This window comes from Ferrimonas futtsuensis DSM 18154 (assembly GCF_000422645.1).
Taxonomy (GTDB): domain Bacteria; phylum Pseudomonadota; class Gammaproteobacteria; order Enterobacterales; family Shewanellaceae; genus Ferrimonas; species Ferrimonas futtsuensis.
The window spans coordinates 95,726-115,155 of sequence record NZ_AUGL01000002.1; the positions used below are offsets into that span (position 1 = coordinate 95,726).

Sequence of the window (19,430 nt, forward strand, 5' to 3'; positions counted from 1 at the left end):
AAATCGCTGAAATAACCCCCTGGTTTAACTGGGCTTAAGGTTGTGCTTTAGGCTGCTTTGGGTGTGGATAAAAAAAGGGAGGCGTGAGCCTCCCGAACGACGGTGGGAAAATTCATTACATCCAGTTGGGCAACTTGTTGTCGCTCCATTGCTTGATGCGGGCACAGCGTTGGGCGTAGAAATGACGCATGCGGCTGAGCAGCAGATAGCAGTAGGGCACCAGGAACAGGCTGGTGACGGTAGAGAACAGCAGGCCGCCGATGATGGCCAGAGCCATCGGCGTATAGGAGGGGCCTCCGCCAGCCAGGCGGGTGTCGTTCAGGGCCAGGGGAACCAGCCCCAGCACTGTGGTGGCCACGGTCATCAGTACCGGCCGCAGACGGGACGCGGCAGCCTCGATGATCGCCTGCTTGAGACGGTCGATGTCTGGCTCTCTCTGGTTGATCTGGTCCACCAGCACGATGCCGTTGTTGACCACCACCCCCATCAGAATCAGGATGCCGATCATCCCCATGATGGACATCTCCTGCCCCAGCACCATGAAGGTCCAGTAGACCCCGGTGATGGAGAACAGGATGGAGGTGATCACCGCCGTGGGCAGCAGCAGGGATTCGAACAGCGCCGCCATGACGATGTAGATCATGGCGATGGCCAGCAGCATGTTGATCATCATGATCTGTTCGCTGTCCTGCTGCTGGCGGAAGCCGCCGCCGAAGCTGTATTCGTAACCGGGAGGCCAGTGGATGGAGTCCAGCACCCGGGTCAGGTCGTCGCGCACTTCATCCATGGAGCGTCCCTCCACGTTGCCGCCAATGGTCAGTGCGGTCTGACGATTGAAGTGGCGAATCCCCTGCAGCTGAGGCTGGCTGGAGATACTGGCCAGCATCTCCAGGGTATAGACCCGCTCGCCATCGCGGACGATGGGCAGTTGCTTCAGCTGCTGCAGGGAGTCGCGCCAGTGACGCTCCCAGGCGAGGAAGATCTGAATCTCGCCGCTGGGGTCATGTCGGAAGGAGCGCAGGTTCTGCCCGCGTACCGCCAGGGCCAGGGTCTGGGCGGCGTCACTGACCTGCAATCCCAGACGGGAGAGCAGCTGACGGTCGAACTGCACCACCAGCTCCTGTTGACCGGCACCGGCGTCGGAGCGCACATCCTCCAGCCCCTCGATGCGGTTCATCAGGGGGAGCAGCTGGTCCGCCAGCTCCATCAGCACCGTGGTGGAGCGGCCGGTCAGGGTGATCCTCATGCCGCTGTCGTCGCCGCCGCCCCAACCAAATTCGGGCTCGGCGTTGGCCAGCCTGGGCATGTTATCGCGGATGGTCTGCTTGATGGACTCGATGTCTGCGGGCAGCTCGTCACGCATGATCAGGGTGGTGGTGGCGTTGTCGGTGGCGTAGTAGCTGTAGATGCTGTCGAACCCCAGAGCCTGCTGGTTGGCAAACAGGTACTCCTCCACCCGGTCCACCATCGCCTCGGTGACCGCCACCGGCTGGTTTTCTTGCAGGTGGTAGCGCAGGTAGAGGCGGGTGTTGTCGTCATCATCGTCCGCCATCTTGACCTGGCTGATGGGCAGGGCGGTGCTGGCGAGCAGCACCAGGGCGATGATCCCCGAGGTTTTGGGCCACTCCAGGCAGCGGGTCAGCCACTTTCTGTACCTGGGGTGGTGGCTGCTGCCCTTGGGGCTGGACTTCAGTCCCTTGAGACGGGAGAGCAGCAGGGGCAACAGGGTCTTGGCCAGCAGCAAGGAGGCCAGCAGGGAGATGCAGATGGCGATGGCCACATGCTCCAGGAACATGGTCAGCTGCACCTTGGTGCCGAAGATGTTGGGCAGAAATACGATGATGGTGGTCAGGGTGCCGGCCATCACCGCCAGGGCCACCTTGTTGACCCCGGCCAGAATCGCGTCCTTGGTGTCCTTGTACTTGCCGCTCTCCTGGGCTTGCAGTACCGACTCGGTCACCACCACCGAGTTGTCGATCAGCATGCCCACTGCCAGCAGCAGTCCCATCATCGACAGGATGTTGAGGCTGTAGTTCATCAGGTACATGGCCGCCAGGGTGATGGCGATGGAGATGGGCACGGACACCACCACAATCAGGGTCATGGGGATGTTGCGCAGGAACAGGAACAGCACCCCGAAAGAGAGGCCTGCGCCTATCAGGCCGGCCATCAGCAGGTCGTGCAGTGAGCTTTTTACCCCCTGGGCCTGGTCGTCCATGGAGAACAGCTCGATGCCCTGGAACTGGGGATTGTTGTTGGCCAGGGCGATCACCTTGGTCACCCGGTCGGCCACTTCCACCAGGTTGGCGCCGGACTCCTTGAAGATGTCCAGACCGATGGCGTAGGCGCGGTTGAGGTGACGGCCATCGATGCGCTCCGCCTGGGTGTAGCCAATCTCGGCCACATCACCCAGGTGCAGGCCAGGACGAATCACCAGGTTTTCGATCTCGCCGATGCTGCGAAACTCCCCTTTGGGAGAGAGTTGCCACAGGGTCTGCTGACTGCGCAAGGTACCACCGCTGAGGGTAAAGTTCTCCTGGCCCAGGCGCCGCTGCAGCGTGTCCGGGTTGACTCCCATGGTGGCCAGGGCATCGGCATCGACGCGAATCTCGATGCGGGGTTTGTCGACCCCGTAGAGGGTCACCTGGGAGACCCCGGGCAGGCGCTCCAGAGGACGCTTGAGCTGGCTCTCCAGCAGGTCATAGGCGCCGCTGAGATCCCGCTTGGAGGAGATCCTCAGGGTATAGATGGGCATGTCCGCGGTGGAGAACTGGCGCAGCAGTACTCTTTCTACATCGCTGGGAAGCAGATGGCGCACCGAGTCCAGCCGCTCCCTGGCTTCCACCGTCTTGGAGGCGATGGGCACGCCCCAGTCGAAGCGCATCTCGATAAAGGCGCCATTCTCGGTGGAGTGGGAACGCATGCTCTTCACATCACTGAGGGTGGCCAGGGACTCCTCCAACACCGTGGTGATACCGCGTTCCACCTCCTGGGGAGAGGCACCCTGGTAGGGCACTTCCACCATGATCTGGGGGATCTCCAGGCCGGGGAACATCTCCAGGGGCAACAGCCGGCTGGAAACCAGCCCCATCAGCAGCATCGCCAGGAAGGCCATGGTGATGGTCACCGGCCGCTTGAGCGCCAGTTTGGTCAGATTAGTGGTCATGCTGGCTCTCCATGGCAAATTGCTTGTTGTCGAACAGGCTGTAGAGCACCGGCAACACCACCAGGGTGAGCAGGGTGGAGATCATCAGTCCGGCAATCACGGTGATGGCCATGGGGGCGCGCATCTCGGCGCCTTCGCCCAGGCCGATGGCCATGGGGGCCAGGCCCAGGGTGGTGGTGAGGGTGGTCATCAGGATGGGGCGCAGCCTGGAGTGGGCCGCCTCCATGATGGCCTGGCCCCGTTCCACGCCCTCCTGGCGCAGCTGGTTGATGCGATCCACCAGCACGATGGCGTTGTTCACCACGATGCCCGCCAGCATGATCAGGCCGATGAAGACGATCACCGAGACGTGGGTGCCGGTGAGCCACAGGCCATAGACACTGCCTGCCAGGGCCATGGGTACCGCCGCCAGGATCAGCAGGGGGTGCAGCAGAGACTCAAACTGGCTGGCCATCACCAGGTAGACCAGGAACACCGCCAGGCCCAGGGCGATGTAGAGGGAGTTGAGTGAGTGCTCCATCTCCTCATTCTGGCCACCAAACTGGATGCTGGTGCCCGGGGGCAGGGACAGTGACTCCAGCAGGGTGGAGGCGGCGTCTACCCCCTCCTTGAGGGAGCCGTAGGCCAGGTTGGCGGAGACGATGGCCACCCGCTGCTGGGCGATGCGGTTGATGGACGCGGGACCAATCTCCTCCTTGATGGTGGCCACCGCATCCAGAGCGATGGGGCGCTCGGAGCCCGGGTTGACGATCAGGCTGGCCAGATCCTCATGTTGATCCCGTTGGGCGGGCAGGGCCCGCACCAGGATGTCGATTTTGCGGTCACGCACGGTGTATCGGGAGGCCACACTGCCGCCGATCACCGAGGCGACGCGGTTGGCCACATCCGGGGCGGTCAGCCCCAGAGACGCCAGCTTGGCGTGGTCGAAGCGGATGGTCAGCTCGGGCTGGCCCTCCTTGAGGCTGTTCTGGATATCCTTGAAGCGATCGGATTGGGCCAGGGTGGCCGCCACCTGACCGCTGGCCAGACCCAGCATATCCAGGTCATAGCCGCTGATCTCCAGCTCCAGAGGGGTCTTGAAGCTGAACAGCTCCGGCGACTGGGCCGAGTACTCCAGATCCGGGATGCGCGAGGCGCTGTGGCGCAGGGCGCTCATCACCTGGGCTTGCTGGCTGGCGTCACTGAGCACCACCTGCAGCCGGCCCCAGTTTTCGCCGCCAATCTGGGAGGCGGAGCTGAGCAGGCCTCCGCTGCCCGCCTGGGAGTAGACCTTGTCCACCGCCTCATTGTCCATCAGGCTGTCCGCCAGGTGGCGCAGCACCTTGTCGGTGTGGCTGACCTCGGTGCCCGGTGGCAGCTGCACCTCCAGGTAGAACTCCCCCTGGTTCATGGGGGGAATCAGCTCCATACCCAGACGTGGGGCCAGGGAGAAGGCCAGGGCGGTGACGGCCACCGCCACGCCCAGAGTCAGCACCCGGGCACTCAGGGCCAGGTTCAGCAGCTTGGGGTAGCCCCAGGAGAGGGCGCCGTAGAGGCGGTCAAAACCCCAGAGCACCGGGGTGAACAGCAGGGCGAACAGTTTGCGCAGGGCGCGAACAATCACCATCACCACCGCAATCACCAGGCTGGGGATATAGGAGAACAGCAGCACGAAGGGGAAGCTGAACACCGTGGTCGCATGGTGACGCACCTTGCCCCAGCGGGTGGTGGGCTTGGCCTTGGGCTGGGAAGTGCCGTTGACCTTGAGCTCAATCCCCTTGCGGGAGGAGAGCATCGGAATGGCGGAAAGGGCCACCAGCAGGGAGGCGATCAGGGCGAAGGTGACCGTCATCGCCTGATCGGCAAACAGCTGGCCGGCGATGCCGTCGACAAAAATCAGCGGCACAAACACCGCCAGGGTGGTGAGGGTCGAGGCGATGATGGCACCGCTCACTTCCCGGGTGCCGGTTTCGGCGGCCTGGTGCAGATCATCCCCCAGTCGGCGACGACGGTCGATGTTCTCCAGCACCACGATGGCGTTGTCCACCAGCAGGCCCACTGCCAGGGCGATGCCGCCCAGGGACATGATGTTGAGACTGATGCCGGCGAAGTACATCAGATTGAAGGTGGCGATCACCGATACCGGAATGGAGAGGGAGATGATCATGGTGGGCTTAAGCTGGCCCAGGAACAGGAAGATCACCGCCATCGCCAGCACGGCACCCACCAGGGCGGCGCTGGTTACCTCATTGACCGCATTCTCAATAAAGCGGGACTGATCGTAGAGCAGGTTGACCGGGTAGGGGGTCTCCTCCTCAAGTTGCTTTAACTTGGCCTTCAGGGCCTGGGCGACGGCGACGGTGTTGGCGTCCCCCTCCTTGTAGATGGCCAGTTCCACCGCTTCCTGGCCCTGACTGCGGGCGATGTTGTCTCGCTCCTTGAAGCTGTCTTTGACCTGGGCCACTTCAAACAGGCGCACCTGACGCTGATCGTCACGGTAGACCACCATCTGACGCAGCTCTTCCAGGTTTTGGAACTGATTGAGGGTACGGATCAGCAGTTCCTGATCGCCCTGGGTCAGCTTGCCGGCGGAGAGATTGAGGTTTTCGCTGCGAATGCGCTCAATCAACTGGGCGGCGGTGAGATTCAGCTGGGCCATCTTCTGCTGGTCGATGAGGATCTGCACCTCCTGCTCCAGTCCGCCGGAGGGACGCACCGAGGCAACACCGGGCACGGTTTCCAGGGTGCGTTTGAGCTCCTCCTCCACCCAGGTGCGCATCTGCACCAGGGCGGCTTCATTGCTCTCCTGGGTGGTGACCGCCAGGCGTACTATGGGGTCCAGATTGGGGTTGAAGCGCAGAATCAGCGGCTTATCCACATCCAGGGGCAGTTGGATGGCGTCCAGCTTCTCCCGGCTGTCGAGGGCGGCCAAGTCCATGTCGGTGCCCCACTCGAACTCCAGGTGAACGTCTGAGAGTCCGGCCCTGGAGGTGGAGGAGACCTGGCGCAGTCCTTTGACCACGCCGACGGATTCTTCGATGGGTTTGCTGACCAGCTGCTCCACCTCTGCCGGCGCAGCCCCTGGATAGAGGGTGCGTACCGTCAGGGTGGGGTAGCTCATGTCCGGAAGCAGGTTGACGCTGAGGCGGCTCAGGCCCACCAGGCCAAACATGACGATGGCCAGGATGAACATCCAGACGGTAACCGGACGCTTGACTGAGGTGTTGATGATTCCCATGTGCCGTCCTTAGCGCTGGGCCAGTTGCAGTGGGGCGATAACCTCCACGCTGGCGTCGTCCTTCAGCTGGTGTTGTCCGCGCACCACCACCAGATCGTTCAGGGCCAGACCCTGGGTGATCTCCACCCGTCCCTCATCTTCGTAACCCAACTCTACGGCACGGCGCTTGGCTTTGCCCTGTTCGACCACGAATACGGCGTGCCCCTGATCCTGGCGCAGCAGGGCGTTCTTGGAGATCACCAGGGTGCCCTCGTGGGCGTCATACTTGAGCCTGGCCCGGGCAAACATGCCGGCCTTGAGGCTGCCCTGGCCATTGGGCACGGTCAGGGTCACCTTGAAGGTGCCGGTATCGGCATCGACGATGGGGCTGATGCGCAGCACCTCAGCCTGGTGCTTGCGCTCATCCCCGCTGAGAATCAGCTCCGCCATCTGGCCCTTACGCACCTGGGGCAGCTCCTGCTCCGGCAGGTGAATGATGCCGTGCAACTCATCCTGACGGACGATGTAGAACAGCTCCTTGTACTGTTCGGCCATGTTGCCTCGCTTCACCAGACGTTTGGCGACCACGCCATCGAAAGGCGCTTCGGCACGGCTCTCTTTCAGCTGCAGGGCGGCCAGGTCGCGATCGGCGATGGCGGAGAGGCGGCGGAACTCCAGCTTGGCCATGGCCTCTTCACTGACCAGTTGTTGGTTGGCGATCTTTTTCAGGCGATTCAGTTCCTGATCAATCACATCCAATTCGGCCTGGGCCTTGTCGAGGTTGTAGCGGTAGCGCTCGGAGTCGATGCTGGCCAGCACCTGTCCCTGGGTGACTCTGTCTCCCTCTTCCACGTTCACCTGGGTGATGACCCCCGGGACCCGGCTGACCACCATCGCCTCTTCCGGGGCCTCCAGGATGGCGGTGGAGCTGTAGTAGGAGGCTACGGTGTCCTGAACGACCGGCTGGGTTTCCACCGGCAGGGTAACCACCTGCTCCTCGTTGGCGGTGTCGGTTTCCTTGCTGGTTTCATCGGCTGCGGGCGCCTGGCCACAGGCGGAGAGAACCCATACCAGGGAGAGGGCGGTCAGGGAGAGGCGTTTCATGGCGCAAATCCTTTATGTCGTTATTCGGAAGTTACGCTTGGAATGCACGGCCTGTGCCAACTTTTTAACAACTGTAAATCAATGGGTTACAAGAGGTCTGAGGAGTCAGGTAAACAAAGTGTTGAGGGGATTCACCAAGAGTTGGCGAGTTTTATTAACTTAATTGAGCCAGTTTGCTAGTGCTGGCGTTTGACCTTCGAAGACCACTGCCGATTACGGCAACCAGCCCTCCCCATATGAGCATAAAGCCCAGCAGCTGCTCCGGCGGGCACAGTTCATTGAACACCCAGATCCCAAGCAGAAACTGCAGGCTGGGATCGATAAACTGCATCAGGCCATAGGTGGTGAAATTGACCTTCTGAATGCCGTGATTGAGCAGGGTCAGGGCAAACAGAATCAGTGGTGCAAACCCCAACTGCAGCCACAGGCTGCACTCCGGGCTGACAAGACCGGGCTCTCCCTGCCAGTAAAGGTAGCCCCAGTATCCCAGGGCAATGGGAAGCACGGCCAGATGTTCCAGAGTGAGGGAGGTGAGGGTGTCCGTCTGGGCGCATTTTTTCAGGAAGCCATAGAGAGCAAACAGGGCGCCTATCCCCAGGGCCAGGAGTACGGAGAAGCTATGGTTGCCAAACTGCAGCATCAGGCCAACGGCCGCAGCGATCAGGGCCAGCTTCTGCAGCCTCGAGAGTTGTTCCCTGAGCAGCACCACGGCCAGCAGCACGGATACGAAGGGGGAGAGGTATTGCCCCAGGCTGGCGGCCAGGATCTGCTGGTTGAGGTAGGCCCAGATGCTGAGCAGGCCGGCGGCCATGGCCAGCGGGGCTGCCGCCATACAGCACAGGGCGGCCTTGGGGTCTCTTTTGACCTGATGCAGCATCGGGCGCCAGCGTCCCCTGATAAGAAGCAGGCTGACCAGAACGGCGCTGGCCAGAATGATTCTCAGGGCCACCAAATGGGTCACCTGGGCGTCAGGCATCAGGTTCAGATAGAGCGGCAGCATCCCGAAGATGCTGAACGCTATCACTATTTCCAGTTTATGAAACAATGGACCCACCTCAGGCAAAACTGACCCAATGTAGCACCCAGGGTTGGCGCTGACAGTAAGCCGAGGCAGGAAATCGGAACTGGATCGCCTCTTAAAGCGGGTCAGTAGTGCGGCTTGGCGGCTCGGCGCCTTATCCCCAGCATCGCCTCCAGTGAGCAGAGCAGCAGCCCCAGCCAGATAAGGCCAAAGCTGACCGCCTTGACCTCGTCAAAGGCTTCGGCGAACACCAGGGTGGCCAGCAGGAACTGCAGACTGGGCTCGATGTACTGCATCAGTCCCACCATGGTCAGGCTGGTGCGGTTGATGGCCAGAGCGAAGAGCACCAGGGGGATCAGGGTGACCGGACCGGCGCCCAGATAGAGCAGCAGGGTGGGGGTATCCGCGGCGGCGAAGGTCAGCCCCTGGGTCTCTTGGCGCCAGATAAGGAAGGCCAGGGCTGGGGGGATCAACAGCATCGCCTCCACCATGACGGAGTTCAGGGCATCGAAGCGGATGAACTTCTTAATCAGGCCGTAGAGGGCAAAGGCGCCACCCATCACCAGAGAGAGCCAGGGCAATTCGCCATACTGCCACACCTGATAGCCGATGCCGGCGGTGGCCAGTACCACCGCGGCACGTTGGGCCGGACTGAGCCTATCCCCCAGAAAGAGTACCCCCAGGGCCACCGCCATCAGGGGGTTGATAAAGAACCCCAGGCTGGCGGCGAGCACCTGGCCATTGGTCAGGGCCCAGGTAAAGCTGTACCAGGAGGTACACATGACGATAGAGGCCAACAGGCAAAGCAACAGGGAGCGCTTATCCGCCCACATGGCGCCAAAGGAGAGCGTTGGCCTGCGTAGCACAAGAATAAGCAGCAGCATGGCCGGTGCAGAGGTGACGATTCTCAGGGCCAGCATCTCCTCCATCTGCGCACCCTCCAGGGGGGCGTAGTAAAGTGGCAGCAGGCCATAGGCCACGAAGGAGAGGGCAGCCAGCAGGTTGCCGAGTCGGGTTGCGCTCATGGGTGATGTTCAAGGGGGAAAGAGGGCGCCATTCTACTGCTGAGAGTAGGGCAGCAACAGGGGGCTCGGGGAGAAATTGAGGAGGAGTTCTCGAATGTGGGTCGCTGTCGTCAGCGTTTGGGCTGAGGTTGCAGCTGCTTCAGCTTGGAATCGAGCTCTCCGGTGACTGCGTCTTTCAGCATCACCCAGTCGCCCAGCAGGCTGTAGATGGGGTACTGGAAGGTCGCGGGGCGGTTTTTCTCGAATCCAAAATGGCCTGCCCAGGCAAATCCATAGCCGATGACCGGCAGGGTCAGCAGCAGCAGGTAGTTGCCGGAGGCCACGGCGATACCCGCCATCAACAGCACCAGAGCGGATCCGACGTAGTGGAGGATGCGGCATCGGCGATCCCGGTGCTCACCCAGATAGAAGGGGTAAAACTCGTCAAAAGAGCGAAAGCGCTTATCCATAAACCTGTTGTGACCAAAAACTAATCACAACAGGTTTATCATGGTGGTGCCGAGAGCGCCATACAGATTTCGAAAAAACACCAGCGAAAGGCAAAATTTTCACAGGCCAGGCCAATTTCCGATGGTTCCGTGGCTCTACAGTGAGAAATCCAACGACCCATGGAGGAGTGTTGACCTCGCCCTGTCGCAACCCTGGTGTTCGTTGATCAATCTAGTTGGCGCTCTTGGAGGCAAGGTCCGCCTGGGCACGCAGGACATCGAAGCCCTCGGCCTGCAACATCTCGGTAAGGCGGATGAGCGGCAGTCCCATCAGGGTGTTGGGATCTCGGCCACTCAAGCGATCGAACAGGGCGATGCCCAGACCTTCGCTCTTGAAGCTGCCAGCGCAATTGTAGGGTTGCTCCGCCTTGAGATAGGCGTCGATCTGCTTATGGCTCAGGGTGCGGAAGTACACCTTGAAGGTTTCCACATCCACCTGGCTTTCACCGGTGTCTGTGTTGAGCAGGCACAGACTGGTATAGAAGGTGACCTTTTTGCCGCTGGCGGCGGTCAGTTGTTCTATGGCGGTCTGGTGATTGCCGGGCTTGCCGAGGATCTCATCATCGATCACCGCGACCTGATCGGAGCCGATGACCCAGGCGTCGTCGTGCTGGGTTCCGGCGGCACGTGCCTTGGCTTCGGCCAGGCGCATAACCAGTTGATAAGCGGTTTCATTCTCTAGAGGGGTCTCGTCCACTTCCGGCTTTTCACAACTGAAAGGAAGATTCAGTTTCTCGAGGATTTCACGACGAAAGGGCGAAGTGGAGCCCAAAATAAGCGGCTTTTTCATAGGCTGTCTGGTAAAAAGTGAGACAAAATTTCAGGCCGCAAGCCTAGCAGACTCGGGGCCGGGGTACCATGGAGCCCCTTGATTTGGGTCAAACGTCCGCCACTCTAACCGGGTTCAATGAATTTACCCTGGGAAAATGGGGCAAAAATCAGGCATCAAGCTATATTTTGACAGCTTGGGCCAGCAGTATGGTTAGCCCTTAGCCAGCCTGGGTTTTGGCAGCTAAAATTTCCTTTGACTCAGCTTGAGACGATCGATAAACTGCGCGGCCTATGCAGAATGTACAAATTCCGGTTTCGCTCGACCCAAAACGAGCCGCCCAAAGACGATTGGTTTATGAAGGACTTCTTCTTGCCAAGAATCTGAAGCGATTGATTGGTGTGAGTTCCGGCGATTGCACTGATGCCGAGGTGACCGTTGAATGCGGCACTGACATCCAGGGGATAGTCTACCTCAAGGGGAAGGCTGTGACGGAGCTCACTCTGACATGTCAGCGTTGTATGGAGCCTTTTCGGCAGACTCTCGCAGTTGAATTCGCATACAGCCCTGTGACCGACGATTCACAGGTCGAAGAGCTCCCGGATGCTTACGAACCCGTCGAGTTAGATGAACACGGTGAGGTTCGACTTCACGAACTGGTGGAAGATGAGCTGCTGCTGATGGTACCGATGATGCCTATGCATGATCTGGCCGATTGCAGTCGCCCCGAAACCGAAGTCGTCGTCGGCGACCTGCCCAAAGAGAGTGAAGATGAGCGTCCGAATCCCTTTGCGGTGTTACAAAAGCTTAAGAGTAAGTAATTAGGAGATTGGGGCCATGGCCGTACAACAGAATAAAGTTACCCGTTCACGTCGCGGTATGCGTCGTTCTCACGATGCGCTGACCACTTGCCAGCTGTCTGTGGACGCTACTTCCGGTGAAACTCACCGTCGCCACCACGTAACCGCTGATGGTTACTACCGTGGCAAAAAGGTAATCAACAAGTAAGTTGATACCGATTTGACTCATCTAACCCTAGCGTTAGATACCATGGGGGGCGATCACGGCCCCCATGTCACAGTGCCTGCAGCTTTGCAGGCATTGTCGGTTTACGCCGACCTTCATCTGATCCTCGTGGGCGACCGCCCCACCATCCTCTCTATCCTGCGTCAACATCAGGCCTGTGAATCAGAACGCCTGAGGATTTTGCACGCCGAGCAGGTGGTTCAGATGGGCGATAAGCCGCTGCATGCCCTGCGTCGACTCAAGCACAGTTCCATGCGACTGGCCCTGGACCTGGTGGCCAATGGCCAGGCTCACGCCTGCGTCAGTGCCGGTAATACCGGTGCCCTGATGACCATGGCCAAGGTGGTGCTGAAAACTTTGCCTGGTGTCGACCGCCCCGCTTTAGTGACCGCGTTACCCACCATGACGGGTGACCCGGTCTATCTGATGGATCTCGGTGCCAACGCCAGTTGCGACTCCCATGCGTTGTTCCAGTTTGCCGTAATGGGCTCGGTACTCGCCGAGCAGGTGGCCAATAAGAGCAACCCCAGGGTGGCTCTGCTGAATATTGGTACTGAAGAGATCAAAGGAAATGATCAGGTTCAGCAGGCATCCGGCCTGCTGCAGTCCACACCGCACATTAATTACACCGGGTATGTGGAGGGTGACCGCATCTTCTCCGGCGAGGCCGACGTGATTGTCTGCGACGGCTTTGTGGGGAACGTTACCCTGAAGACCACGGAGGGGATAGCCCGCCTGTTGATGCACCAGATTGCTCAGTCGGTTAAGCGGAATCCGCTGGCCCGCTGCCTGAGCTGGCTGCTCAAGGGAAGGCTGAAAAAGCTGTTCTTGCAAATGAACCCCGACCACTATAACGGTGCGAGTCTGTTAGGATTGCGCCATATTGTGGTGAAGAGCCACGGTAATGCTGATGAGCTGGCCTTTCTGCGCGCTGTCGAGGAAGCCATGACAGAGGTTCAAAGGCAAGTGCCTGGCAAGATTGAAGCTCGACTCGAGTCGGTGTTACTAGAAAAGTCCTGTTGATATTCCTATGTATACAAAAATTTTAGGTACTGGGAGCTACCTGCCCACCCAGATCCGCACCAATGCTGATCTGGAAAAGATGGTGGATACCTCCGATGAGTGGATTCTGGAGCGTACTGGAATCCGTTCACGCCACATCGCCACCGGCGATGAAAATGTCTCTACCATGAGCTATCGCGCCGCGGTGAAAGCTCTGGAGATGGCCGGCATTGATGCCTCCGAGTTGGATATGATCATCTGCGGCACCTGCAGTGCCCCCAACTCCTTCCCCTCCGCCGCCTGTGAAGTGCAGGAACTGCTGGGTATCTCCGGCGTTCCCGCCTTTGATGTGGCTGCTGCCTGCAGTGGCTTCATCTACGCCCTGGCTGTGGCGGACCAGTTTGTTAAATCCGGTGCCTGCAAAAAGGTGCTGGTGATTGGCGCTGATGCCCTGGCAGACATGTGCGATCCCGATGACCGCACCACCATCATCCTGTTTGGTGATGGCGCCGGAGCCGCAGTCGTGGGTGCCTCGGAAGAGCCTGGAGTGCTCTCTACCCACATTCATGCCGATGGTCGTCAAGGGCCGCTGCTCAAGGCCGCTGCGCCTGTCCGCAGCAAGACCCCTCGCGTTTCCAGCAGCGACGAGTACATGTTTATGAAGGGGAACGAGGTGTTTAAGCACGCCGTGACCCGATTGGCAGAAGTGGTCGAAGAGACCCTGGAAGCCAACCAGATGGATCGCAGTGAGATCGACTGGCTGGTTCCCCACAACGCCAACTACCGCATTCTTAAGGCGACCGCCAAGAAGCTGAATATGGGTATGGACCAGGTGGTTCTGACCCTGGCCGAGCACGGTAACACCTCTGCGGCCTCCGTGCCCATCGCCCTGGATGTGGCGGTGCGTGATGGCCGCATCCAGCGTGGCCAGGTGCTGCTGCTGGAAGCCTTTGGCGCCGGTTTTGCCTGGGGCTCTGCCCTGATCCGTTTTTAAAGGAATCTGAGATTATGTCCAAGTTTGCTTTTGTATTTCCCGGCCAGGGCAGCCAGGCCGTAGGTATGCTGTCCGAGATTGCCGCCGAGAACCCGGTGATTGAACAGACCTTCGCCGAGGCTTCCGACGTACTGGGTTACGACCTGTGGCAACTGGTGAGCCAGGGCCCCGCCGAGGACCTGAATCAGACCCAGCGTACCCAACCGGCCCTGCTGACCGCCAGTGTGGCGCTCTACCGCGCCTACCAGGCCGCAGGTGGTCAGGCGCCTGCCGCCATGGCGGGCCACAGCCTGGGTGAGTACTCCGCCCTGGTGTGCGCCGGTGTCATTGATTTCAAAGACGCGGTGAAACTGGTTGAACTGCGTGGCCTGGCGATGCAGGACGCGGTCCCTGCCGGTACCGGCGCCATGTACGCCATCATCGGCCTGGCCGATGACGCCATCGCCTCTGCCTGTGAGCAGGCGGCTCAGGGCCAGGTGGTGTCTCCGGTGAACTACAACAGCCCGGGCCAGGTGGTGATCGCCGGTGAAAAAGCCGCCGTCGAGCGTGCCGGTGAGCTGTGCAAAGAGGCTGGCGCCAAGCGTGCCCTGCCGCTGCCAGTGAGCGTGCCTTCCCACTGTGCCCTGATGAAGCCTGCTGCCGAAAAGCTGGCGGACGCCCTGGCCAAACTGGAGCTGAATGCCCCAGCCATTCCGGTACTGAACAACGTGGATGTGGCGGCTGCTGACGATGTCGACGCCATCCGTGATGCCCTGGTGCGTCAGCTGTACAGCCCGGTTCGCTGGACCGAGACCATCAACGCCATGGCAGAGATGGGAATTGAGACTACCTTTGAGTGTGGTCCCGGCAAAGTGCTCACCGGCCTGGCCAAACGAATTAACAAGACGATCGCTGCAGCGGCGCTGAACGACTCGGCGACCCTGGCGGCGGCCCTATAACAAGGAAACGACTCCTATGAGCATTAGTATGGATCTGAGCGGCAAGATCGCCCTGGTCACCGGCGCCAGCCGTGGCATCGGTCGTGCCATTGCTGAGCAACTGGTTGCCGCCGGTGCCAAGGTGATTGGCACCGCCACCAGCGAGCGTGGCGCGGGCGCCATCAGCGACTACCTGGGCGACAACGGCCAGGGTATGGTACTGAATGTGACCGAACAGGCCTCCATCGATGAACTTTTTGCGGCAATTAAGGCCGAACATGGTGACATCGATATTCTGGTGAACAACGCCGGCATCACCCGTGACAACCTGATGATGCGGATGAAAGAGGATGAGTGGAACGATATCATCGACACCAACCTCACCTCAGTGTTCCGCACCTCCAAGGCGGTACTGCGTGCCATGATGAAGAAGCGCAACGGTCGCATCATCAACATCGGTTCCGTAGTCGGTACCATGGGTAACGCCGGTCAGGCCAACTACAGCGCCGCCAAAGCGGGCCTGCTGGGCTTCACCAAATCACTGGCCCAGGAAGTGGCCAGCCGTGGTATCACAGTGAACGCCGTGGCGCCCGGTTTCATCCAGACCGATATGACTGACGAGCTTACCGAAGACCAGAAACAGGGAATCATGGGCCAGGTGCCCGTAGCCCGTCTGGGTCAGCCGCAAGAGATTGCTGACGCAGTTGTATTTTTGGCCTCCGATCGTGCAAGCTATATCACTGGTGAAACTTTGCACGTAAACGGTGGGATGGTGATGGCCTAAATTTTGGGCCGGATCGTGATCCAGTAGGTAGTTTGACTCTAATTTCGCCTAAATGAAGCAATCTCCGTGGTTTGACCATTAAGACCTTGCTTGCATTGTGGCATGAATCGAATAAACTACTCGCAACTCTACGCAGATGCGTAAATTTAATAGGAAAGCGAAGACTATGAGCAACATCGAAGAACGAGTTAAGAAGATTATCGTTGAACAGCTGGGCGTGAAAGAGGAAGACGTTAAGGCTGAAGCTTCTTTCGTTGACGATCTGGGTGCTGATTCTCTGGACACCGTTGAGCTGGTAATGGCTCTGGAAGAGGAGTTCGATACCGAGATTCCTGACGAGGAAGCCGAGAAGATCACCACCGTTCAGGCTGCGATCGACTACGTTACTGCTAACCAGTAAGCAGAAGAATTATGAAACAGGCGGCATGGGCCGCCTGTTTTTGTTTCTGACGGAGAGAGACAATGACCAAGCGCCGTATCGTAGTCACTGGCCTGGGTGCCGTGACTCCTGTCGGACATGATGTGGACACCACCTGGGCCAACCTTCTGGCCGGTAAGAGTGGCGTAACCCCCATCACCCACTTTGACGCCAGCGAGTTTGCTGTGCGTTTCTCTGCCTCAGTCAAAGATTTTGATATCGAGGCTTATCTTTCCAAGAAAGATGCCCGCAAGATGGACCTGTTCATCCAGTATGGTATGGCGGCTTCCATCCAGGCGATGCGCGACAGCGGCATCGAGGTGACCGAAGACAATGCCCACCGTATTGGCGCCGCTATTGGTGCTGGCATGGGTGGTTTGCAGCTGATCGAGGCCAATCACGACCAGTTCAAGAAATCTGGTCCTCGCCGGATCTCCCCCTTCTTCGTGCCCTCCACCATCATCAATATGATTGCCGGCCACCTGTCCATCATGTATGGCTTCACCGGCCCCAACATCGCCATCACCACTGCCTGTACCACAGGGGTGCACAACATTGGCCATGCGGCGCGCATGATCGCCTATGGTGATGCGGACGTGATGGTTGCCGGCGGTGCCGAGATGGCCACCACCGAGCTGGGCGTGGGCGGTTTTGCGGCCGCCAAGGCGCTGTCCACCCGCAACGACGACCCCACCAAGGCCAGCCGCCCCTGGGACAAAGACCGTGATGGCTTTGTGATCGGTGACGGTGCCGGCGTAATCGTGCTGGAAGAGTACGAGCACGCCAAGGCCCGTGGCGCCAAGATCTACGCCGAACTGGTCGGCTTCGGCATGAGCGGCGACGCCCACCACATGACCTCGCCACCGGCGGACGGTCGTGGCGGTGCCGCTGCCATGCGTAACGCCCTGAATGATGGCGACGTTGCTCCAGAGAAGGTGGGTTACATCAACGCCCACGGTACCTCCACCCCTGCCGGCGACATCGCCGAAGTGAACGGGGTGAAGTCTGTGTTTGGCGACCACGCCTACAAGCTGATGATGGGCTCCACCAAGTCGATGACCGGCCACCTGCTGGGTGCCGCGGGCTCTGCCGAAGCGATCTTCACCATCCTGGCTCTGCACGACCAGAAAGTGCCGCCGACCATCAACCTGGAAAACCCCGATGACGGGTGTGACCTGGACTTCGTTGGCCCCGTGGCCCGCGAGGCGGAGCTGGAGTACGCCCTGTGCAACTCCTTCGGTTTCGGTGGTACCAACGGCTCTCTGCTGTTCAAGAAAGCCTGAGACTGAGTCTCAGAGCGAAAAACGGCGCCTCAGGGCGCCGTTTTTTTTTTGCTGCAATGCTACAGCCGGTTTATCTCTACCCGGCGGTTGGCGGCGCGTCCCTCGCGGGTGTCGTTGTCCTTGAGGGGGGCCGATTCACCCTGGCTGTCGGTGGTCAGCTTGTCGCGATCCATCCCCAGCTGGGAGAGGGCATCGGCGGTATGCTCGGCCCGTGCCAGCCCAAGCTGCTGGTTGTAGCTCTCTGTGCCTGTGCTGTCGGTGTGGCCGGTGATGGTCAGAGGCTGAGCGTCGATGCGTTGGGCCAGTTCGCGCAAAATGGTGCGGGAGGCCTGAGTCAGGTCGCTGCGGTCAAAGTCGAAATAGATGCGGGCCAGAGGGGCATCCTTGGCGATGCCTGTCTGCTTGAGCATCTCCAGGCAGTCGCTGCCCAGGTCGATGGCCTGGGTGCTGTTGGCCAGCTGTGAGGCCAGGGCAGAGCCATCCTGGCGAATCTGCAGTTGGCCATCCCGGTGATGGCCCATGGCCACCACCGGCGCTATGGCGACATTATGGCGCACCTCCAGGGTGTCGGTGGCGCACAGCTGGGCGATGCGGGCGTTGAGGGCGTCATCGGCCACGACCGGCAGGCTCAGCAGAGTCAAGGTAAGCAAGGTCAGTCTGTTGGTCATGATGTTATCCTGAGTGTCGGTAGTAGAGTCGGCTGATGCCATCGGATTGTGCGCCCTTGGCGATCAGCTCTTTGATGTACTCCTGCAGATCGGCGGCATTGGTGACGTCAATGATGTTGTCACTGCCCACGCACTGCTGGAAGGCGGCCTGGTTGGAGGCCTGGAAATCGATGCCCAAAACTCCCATGAACAGGGGTGATTCATCCCGGGTGAACTGGGCGCGAATGGCGTCGCAGAGCCCATGGCTGACCAACTGGGCGAAGGTGCTGGTATAGGGGCGCTCCTCGCCATCGCTGAGGATAATGATCATCTTGGCCCGGCGACGGTATTGTGCCCATTCCGCCGATGAGGCTGTGGTGGCGGGGCGTCCGGCGTCCATCACCTGAGCCCCTCGAATCAGCCCCTGGTACACTGAGGTGTAGCCTCCCGCCTGCATAGCCGAGATGTCATGGGCACTGGTGTCCAGTGGCAGGGTCTCGAAATTGGTGTTGCACAGCAGGTTGTCCAGCAGCTCATGGCGCGTACCCGGCAATTGCATCTCCAGGTTGGTCGGCTTGTTGTTGAACAGGTCGTTGACTGTCGCGGACATATCCACCAGAAAGGTGGGATCCGGGTAGTCTCCGCCGCCATAGTAGTTGTTTGACAGGCGCCGAACCTCATGGACACTGAGCGCTTGCTCTGGCGTGCTGAAATCTGGGCAATCGCCATCTCGGAAGCATTTGGTCAGCGAGTCGGGCTCGATTAGAACCCATGGATTCCCTTTTTTCTCTTTTTGCTTCTCCCAGATCTCTGGCTGGTATGCCATTGACCACTGATACCAGGGCAGGGTTTCATAGTCTTCTGGTAGGTTCGGATGAGCGGTGACGTATCTTAACTGGGTGGTGCACACTAGGTTGCCCTCCTCACGCTCTTGAGTGCGCATGTTAAAGGGGGCGAAACCGATGCGGTGGCTGAACCCTTCATCGTTGTCGGCAAGTATCTCTGCACTGATGGCATTCACCTGCTCTTTCAGGGTTTGGATCTTGGATCGATCGTTCCAGGTTTGTGTCATGGAGCCAGAAAAATCAGCGACAAACACAATGTCCACATTGCGTTCCAATCGGTTGGGGTAACTTTTGGCGATGGCACGGTTGGCCACCTTTTGCTGTTTATTGAAGCTGGGGATGACGCCTGTGCCGTCGCTGAACCAGGAATCGTGTTGGGTGGTGGCGCTGACACGGTACTGAATAAACTCCTGGGGCTGGCCAACTATCACCTCCTCGCCATCGGTGCGTTCCACCTGGAGCTGCTCTATGGTTTCGATGTGGCGTACATAGGCGTGAATGTAGGCCTGGGCCAGGCGTCGCCGGTATTGATCCGGTGTCTCTCCATCGGCCGCAGGCAGGTTGCGATTGGCCATGGACACCGCCATGGCCGCCGCTTCGGTGGCGTCCGCCAGGCGGTTTTTCTTCTGAATGTAACGGGTGCCCTCCACCGCCAGGAATACCATGCCGAACATGGGGGCCAGCAGCAAGGCCAGGTAGATGGCGGCGACACCGCGCTGAATCTTGGGGTTGAATCGTTTCACTC

At 59.8% G+C, this 19,430-nt stretch carries 17 protein-coding genes; 8 read left to right on the forward strand and 9 right to left on the reverse strand.

Features of this window, described 5'->3' with window-relative positions; all coding sequences use genetic code 11:
- Positions 1-115 precede the first annotated feature (115 nt).
- From G505_RS0102450 to G505_RS0102480, 7 genes are all read right to left on the reverse strand, one after another.
- Positions 116-3,166 (reverse strand): efflux RND transporter permease subunit, encoded by a 3,051-nt coding sequence (locus G505_RS0102450; RefSeq protein WP_035385005.1) that lies wholly within the window; start codon positions 3,164-3,166, stop codon positions 116-118.
- The gene (locus G505_RS0102455) at positions 3,156-6,383 is read right to left on the reverse strand and encodes an efflux RND transporter permease subunit (RefSeq protein WP_028108139.1); all 3,228 of its coding nucleotides are present in this window, start codon (positions 6,381-6,383) and stop codon (positions 3,156-3,158) included. Before G505_RS0102455 ends, G505_RS0102450 begins: the two co-directional genes overlap by 11 nt.
- A 9-nt stretch (positions 6,384-6,392) precedes the next feature.
- Positions 6,393-7,466, reverse strand: coding sequence for an efflux RND transporter periplasmic adaptor subunit (locus G505_RS0102460; RefSeq protein ID WP_028108140.1), 1,074 nt, complete (start codon positions 7,464-7,466; stop codon positions 6,393-6,395).
- 154 nt (positions 7,467-7,620) lie between these two features.
- The gene (locus G505_RS0102465) at positions 7,621-8,490 is read right to left on the reverse strand and encodes an EamA family transporter (RefSeq protein WP_157508987.1); all 870 of its coding nucleotides are present in this window, start codon (positions 8,488-8,490) and stop codon (positions 7,621-7,623) included.
- Positions 8,491-8,612: 122 nt separating this feature from the next.
- Positions 8,613-9,512 (reverse strand): EamA family transporter RarD, encoded by a 900-nt coding sequence (gene rarD / locus G505_RS0102470; RefSeq protein WP_028108142.1) that lies wholly within the window; start codon positions 9,510-9,512, stop codon positions 8,613-8,615.
- A 110-nt stretch (positions 9,513-9,622) separates the two neighbouring features.
- Positions 9,623-9,961, reverse strand: coding sequence for an Mpo1-like protein (locus G505_RS0102475; protein ID WP_028108143.1), 339 nt, complete (start codon positions 9,959-9,961; stop codon positions 9,623-9,625).
- Positions 9,962-10,172: 211 nt separating this feature from the next.
- A complete protein-coding gene (locus tag G505_RS0102480) occupies positions 10,173-10,790 on the reverse strand; it encodes a Maf family protein (protein ID WP_028108144.1) in 618 nt (205 codons plus the stop codon).
- A gap of 272 nt (positions 10,791-11,062) precedes the next feature.
- On the opposite strand from G505_RS0102480, the gene yceD reads away from it, so the two are divergent.
- The 8 genes from yceD (at position 11,063) to fabF (ending at position 17,193) form a co-directional block, all read left to right on the forward strand.
- Positions 11,063-11,590, forward strand: a complete 528-nt coding sequence (yceD, locus tag G505_RS0102485; protein ID WP_028108145.1) for a 23S rRNA accumulation protein YceD — start codon at positions 11,063-11,065, stop codon at positions 11,588-11,590.
- 16 nt (positions 11,591-11,606) lie between these two features.
- Entirely contained in the window at positions 11,607-11,777 is a 171-nt protein-coding gene (rpmF, locus tag G505_RS22640) for a 50S ribosomal protein L32 (RefSeq protein WP_084643748.1), read from the forward strand.
- 12 nt (positions 11,778-11,789) lie between these two features.
- On the forward strand, positions 11,790-12,818 hold the full coding sequence (plsX, locus tag G505_RS0102490; protein ID WP_028108146.1) for a phosphate acyltransferase PlsX: 1,029 nt from the start codon (positions 11,790-11,792) through the stop codon (positions 12,816-12,818).
- A gap of 7 nt (positions 12,819-12,825) precedes the next feature.
- Positions 12,826-13,791, forward strand: a complete 966-nt coding sequence (locus G505_RS0102495; RefSeq protein WP_028108147.1) for a beta-ketoacyl-ACP synthase III — start codon at positions 12,826-12,828, stop codon at positions 13,789-13,791.
- A 14-nt stretch (positions 13,792-13,805) separates the two neighbouring features.
- Positions 13,806-14,729 carry an ACP S-malonyltransferase gene (gene fabD / locus G505_RS0102500; RefSeq protein ID WP_028108148.1) on the forward strand — a complete coding sequence of 308 codons (924 nt, stop codon included), beginning with the start codon at positions 13,806-13,808 and terminating at the stop codon, positions 14,727-14,729.
- A gap of 16 nt (positions 14,730-14,745) precedes the next feature.
- The gene (gene fabG, locus G505_RS0102505; protein ID WP_245568322.1) at positions 14,746-15,492 is read left to right on the forward strand and encodes a 3-oxoacyl-ACP reductase FabG; all 747 of its coding nucleotides are present in this window, start codon (positions 14,746-14,748) and stop codon (positions 15,490-15,492) included.
- A 166-nt stretch (positions 15,493-15,658) separates the two neighbouring features.
- Positions 15,659-15,892 carry an acyl carrier protein gene (gene acpP / locus G505_RS0102510; protein WP_028108150.1) on the forward strand — a complete coding sequence of 78 codons (234 nt, stop codon included), beginning with the start codon at positions 15,659-15,661 and terminating at the stop codon, positions 15,890-15,892.
- A 62-nt stretch (positions 15,893-15,954) separates the two neighbouring features.
- Positions 15,955-17,193 carry a beta-ketoacyl-ACP synthase II gene (gene fabF, locus G505_RS0102515; RefSeq protein ID WP_028108151.1) on the forward strand — a complete coding sequence of 413 codons (1,239 nt, stop codon included), beginning with the start codon at positions 15,955-15,957 and terminating at the stop codon, positions 17,191-17,193.
- Between the two features lie 59 nt (positions 17,194-17,252).
- Here fabF and G505_RS0102520 read toward each other — a convergent pair whose 3' ends face one another.
- Together G505_RS0102520 and G505_RS0102525 are read right to left on the reverse strand one after the other, a co-directional pair.
- On the reverse strand, positions 17,253-17,861 hold the full coding sequence (locus G505_RS0102520; protein WP_035385006.1) for an OmpA family protein: 609 nt from the start codon (positions 17,859-17,861) through the stop codon (positions 17,253-17,255).
- A gap of 4 nt (positions 17,862-17,865) precedes the next feature.
- A complete protein-coding gene (locus G505_RS0102525; RefSeq protein WP_051215817.1) occupies positions 17,866-19,428 on the reverse strand; it encodes a TadE/TadG family type IV pilus assembly protein in 1,563 nt (520 codons plus the stop codon).
- Between the last annotated feature and the right edge of the window lie 2 nt (positions 19,429-19,430).

Excerpts from the sequence above, each read along its gene's own strand:
- G505_RS0102450 (WP_035385005.1), bottom strand. The coding sequence starts at position 3,166 with ATGACCACTAATCTGACCAAACTGGCGCTCAAGCGGCCGGTGACCATC.
- G505_RS0102455 (WP_028108139.1), bottom strand. The coding sequence starts at position 6,383 with ATGGGAATCATCAACACCTCAGTCAAGCGTCCGGTTACCGTCTGGATG.
- G505_RS0102460 (WP_028108140.1), bottom strand. The coding sequence starts at position 7,466 with ATGAAACGCCTCTCCCTGACCGCCCTCTCCCTGGTATGGGTTCTCTCC.
- rarD (WP_028108142.1), bottom strand. The coding sequence starts at position 9,512 with ATGAGCGCAACCCGACTCGGCAACCTGCTGGCTGCCCTCTCCTTCGTG.
- G505_RS0102475 (WP_028108143.1), bottom strand. The coding sequence starts at position 9,961 with ATGGATAAGCGCTTTCGCTCTTTTGACGAGTTTTACCCCTTCTATCTG.
- G505_RS0102480 (WP_028108144.1), bottom strand. The coding sequence starts at position 10,790 with ATGAAAAAGCCGCTTATTTTGGGCTCCACTTCGCCCTTTCGTCGTGAA.
- yceD (WP_028108145.1), top strand. The coding sequence starts at position 11,063 with ATGCAGAATGTACAAATTCCGGTTTCGCTCGACCCAAAACGAGCCGCC.
- rpmF (WP_084643748.1), top strand. The coding sequence starts at position 11,607 with ATGGCCGTACAACAGAATAAAGTTACCCGTTCACGTCGCGGTATGCGT.
- G505_RS0102495 (WP_028108147.1), top strand. The coding sequence starts at position 12,826 with ATGTATACAAAAATTTTAGGTACTGGGAGCTACCTGCCCACCCAGATC.
- fabD (WP_028108148.1), top strand. The coding sequence starts at position 13,806 with ATGTCCAAGTTTGCTTTTGTATTTCCCGGCCAGGGCAGCCAGGCCGTA.
- fabG (WP_245568322.1), top strand. The coding sequence starts at position 14,746 with ATGAGCATTAGTATGGATCTGAGCGGCAAGATCGCCCTGGTCACCGGC.
- acpP (WP_028108150.1), top strand. The coding sequence starts at position 15,659 with ATGAGCAACATCGAAGAACGAGTTAAGAAGATTATCGTTGAACAGCTG.
- fabF (WP_028108151.1), top strand. The coding sequence starts at position 15,955 with ATGACCAAGCGCCGTATCGTAGTCACTGGCCTGGGTGCCGTGACTCCT.
- G505_RS0102520 (WP_035385006.1), bottom strand. The coding sequence starts at position 17,861 with ATGACCAACAGACTGACCTTGCTTACCTTGACTCTGCTGAGCCTGCCG.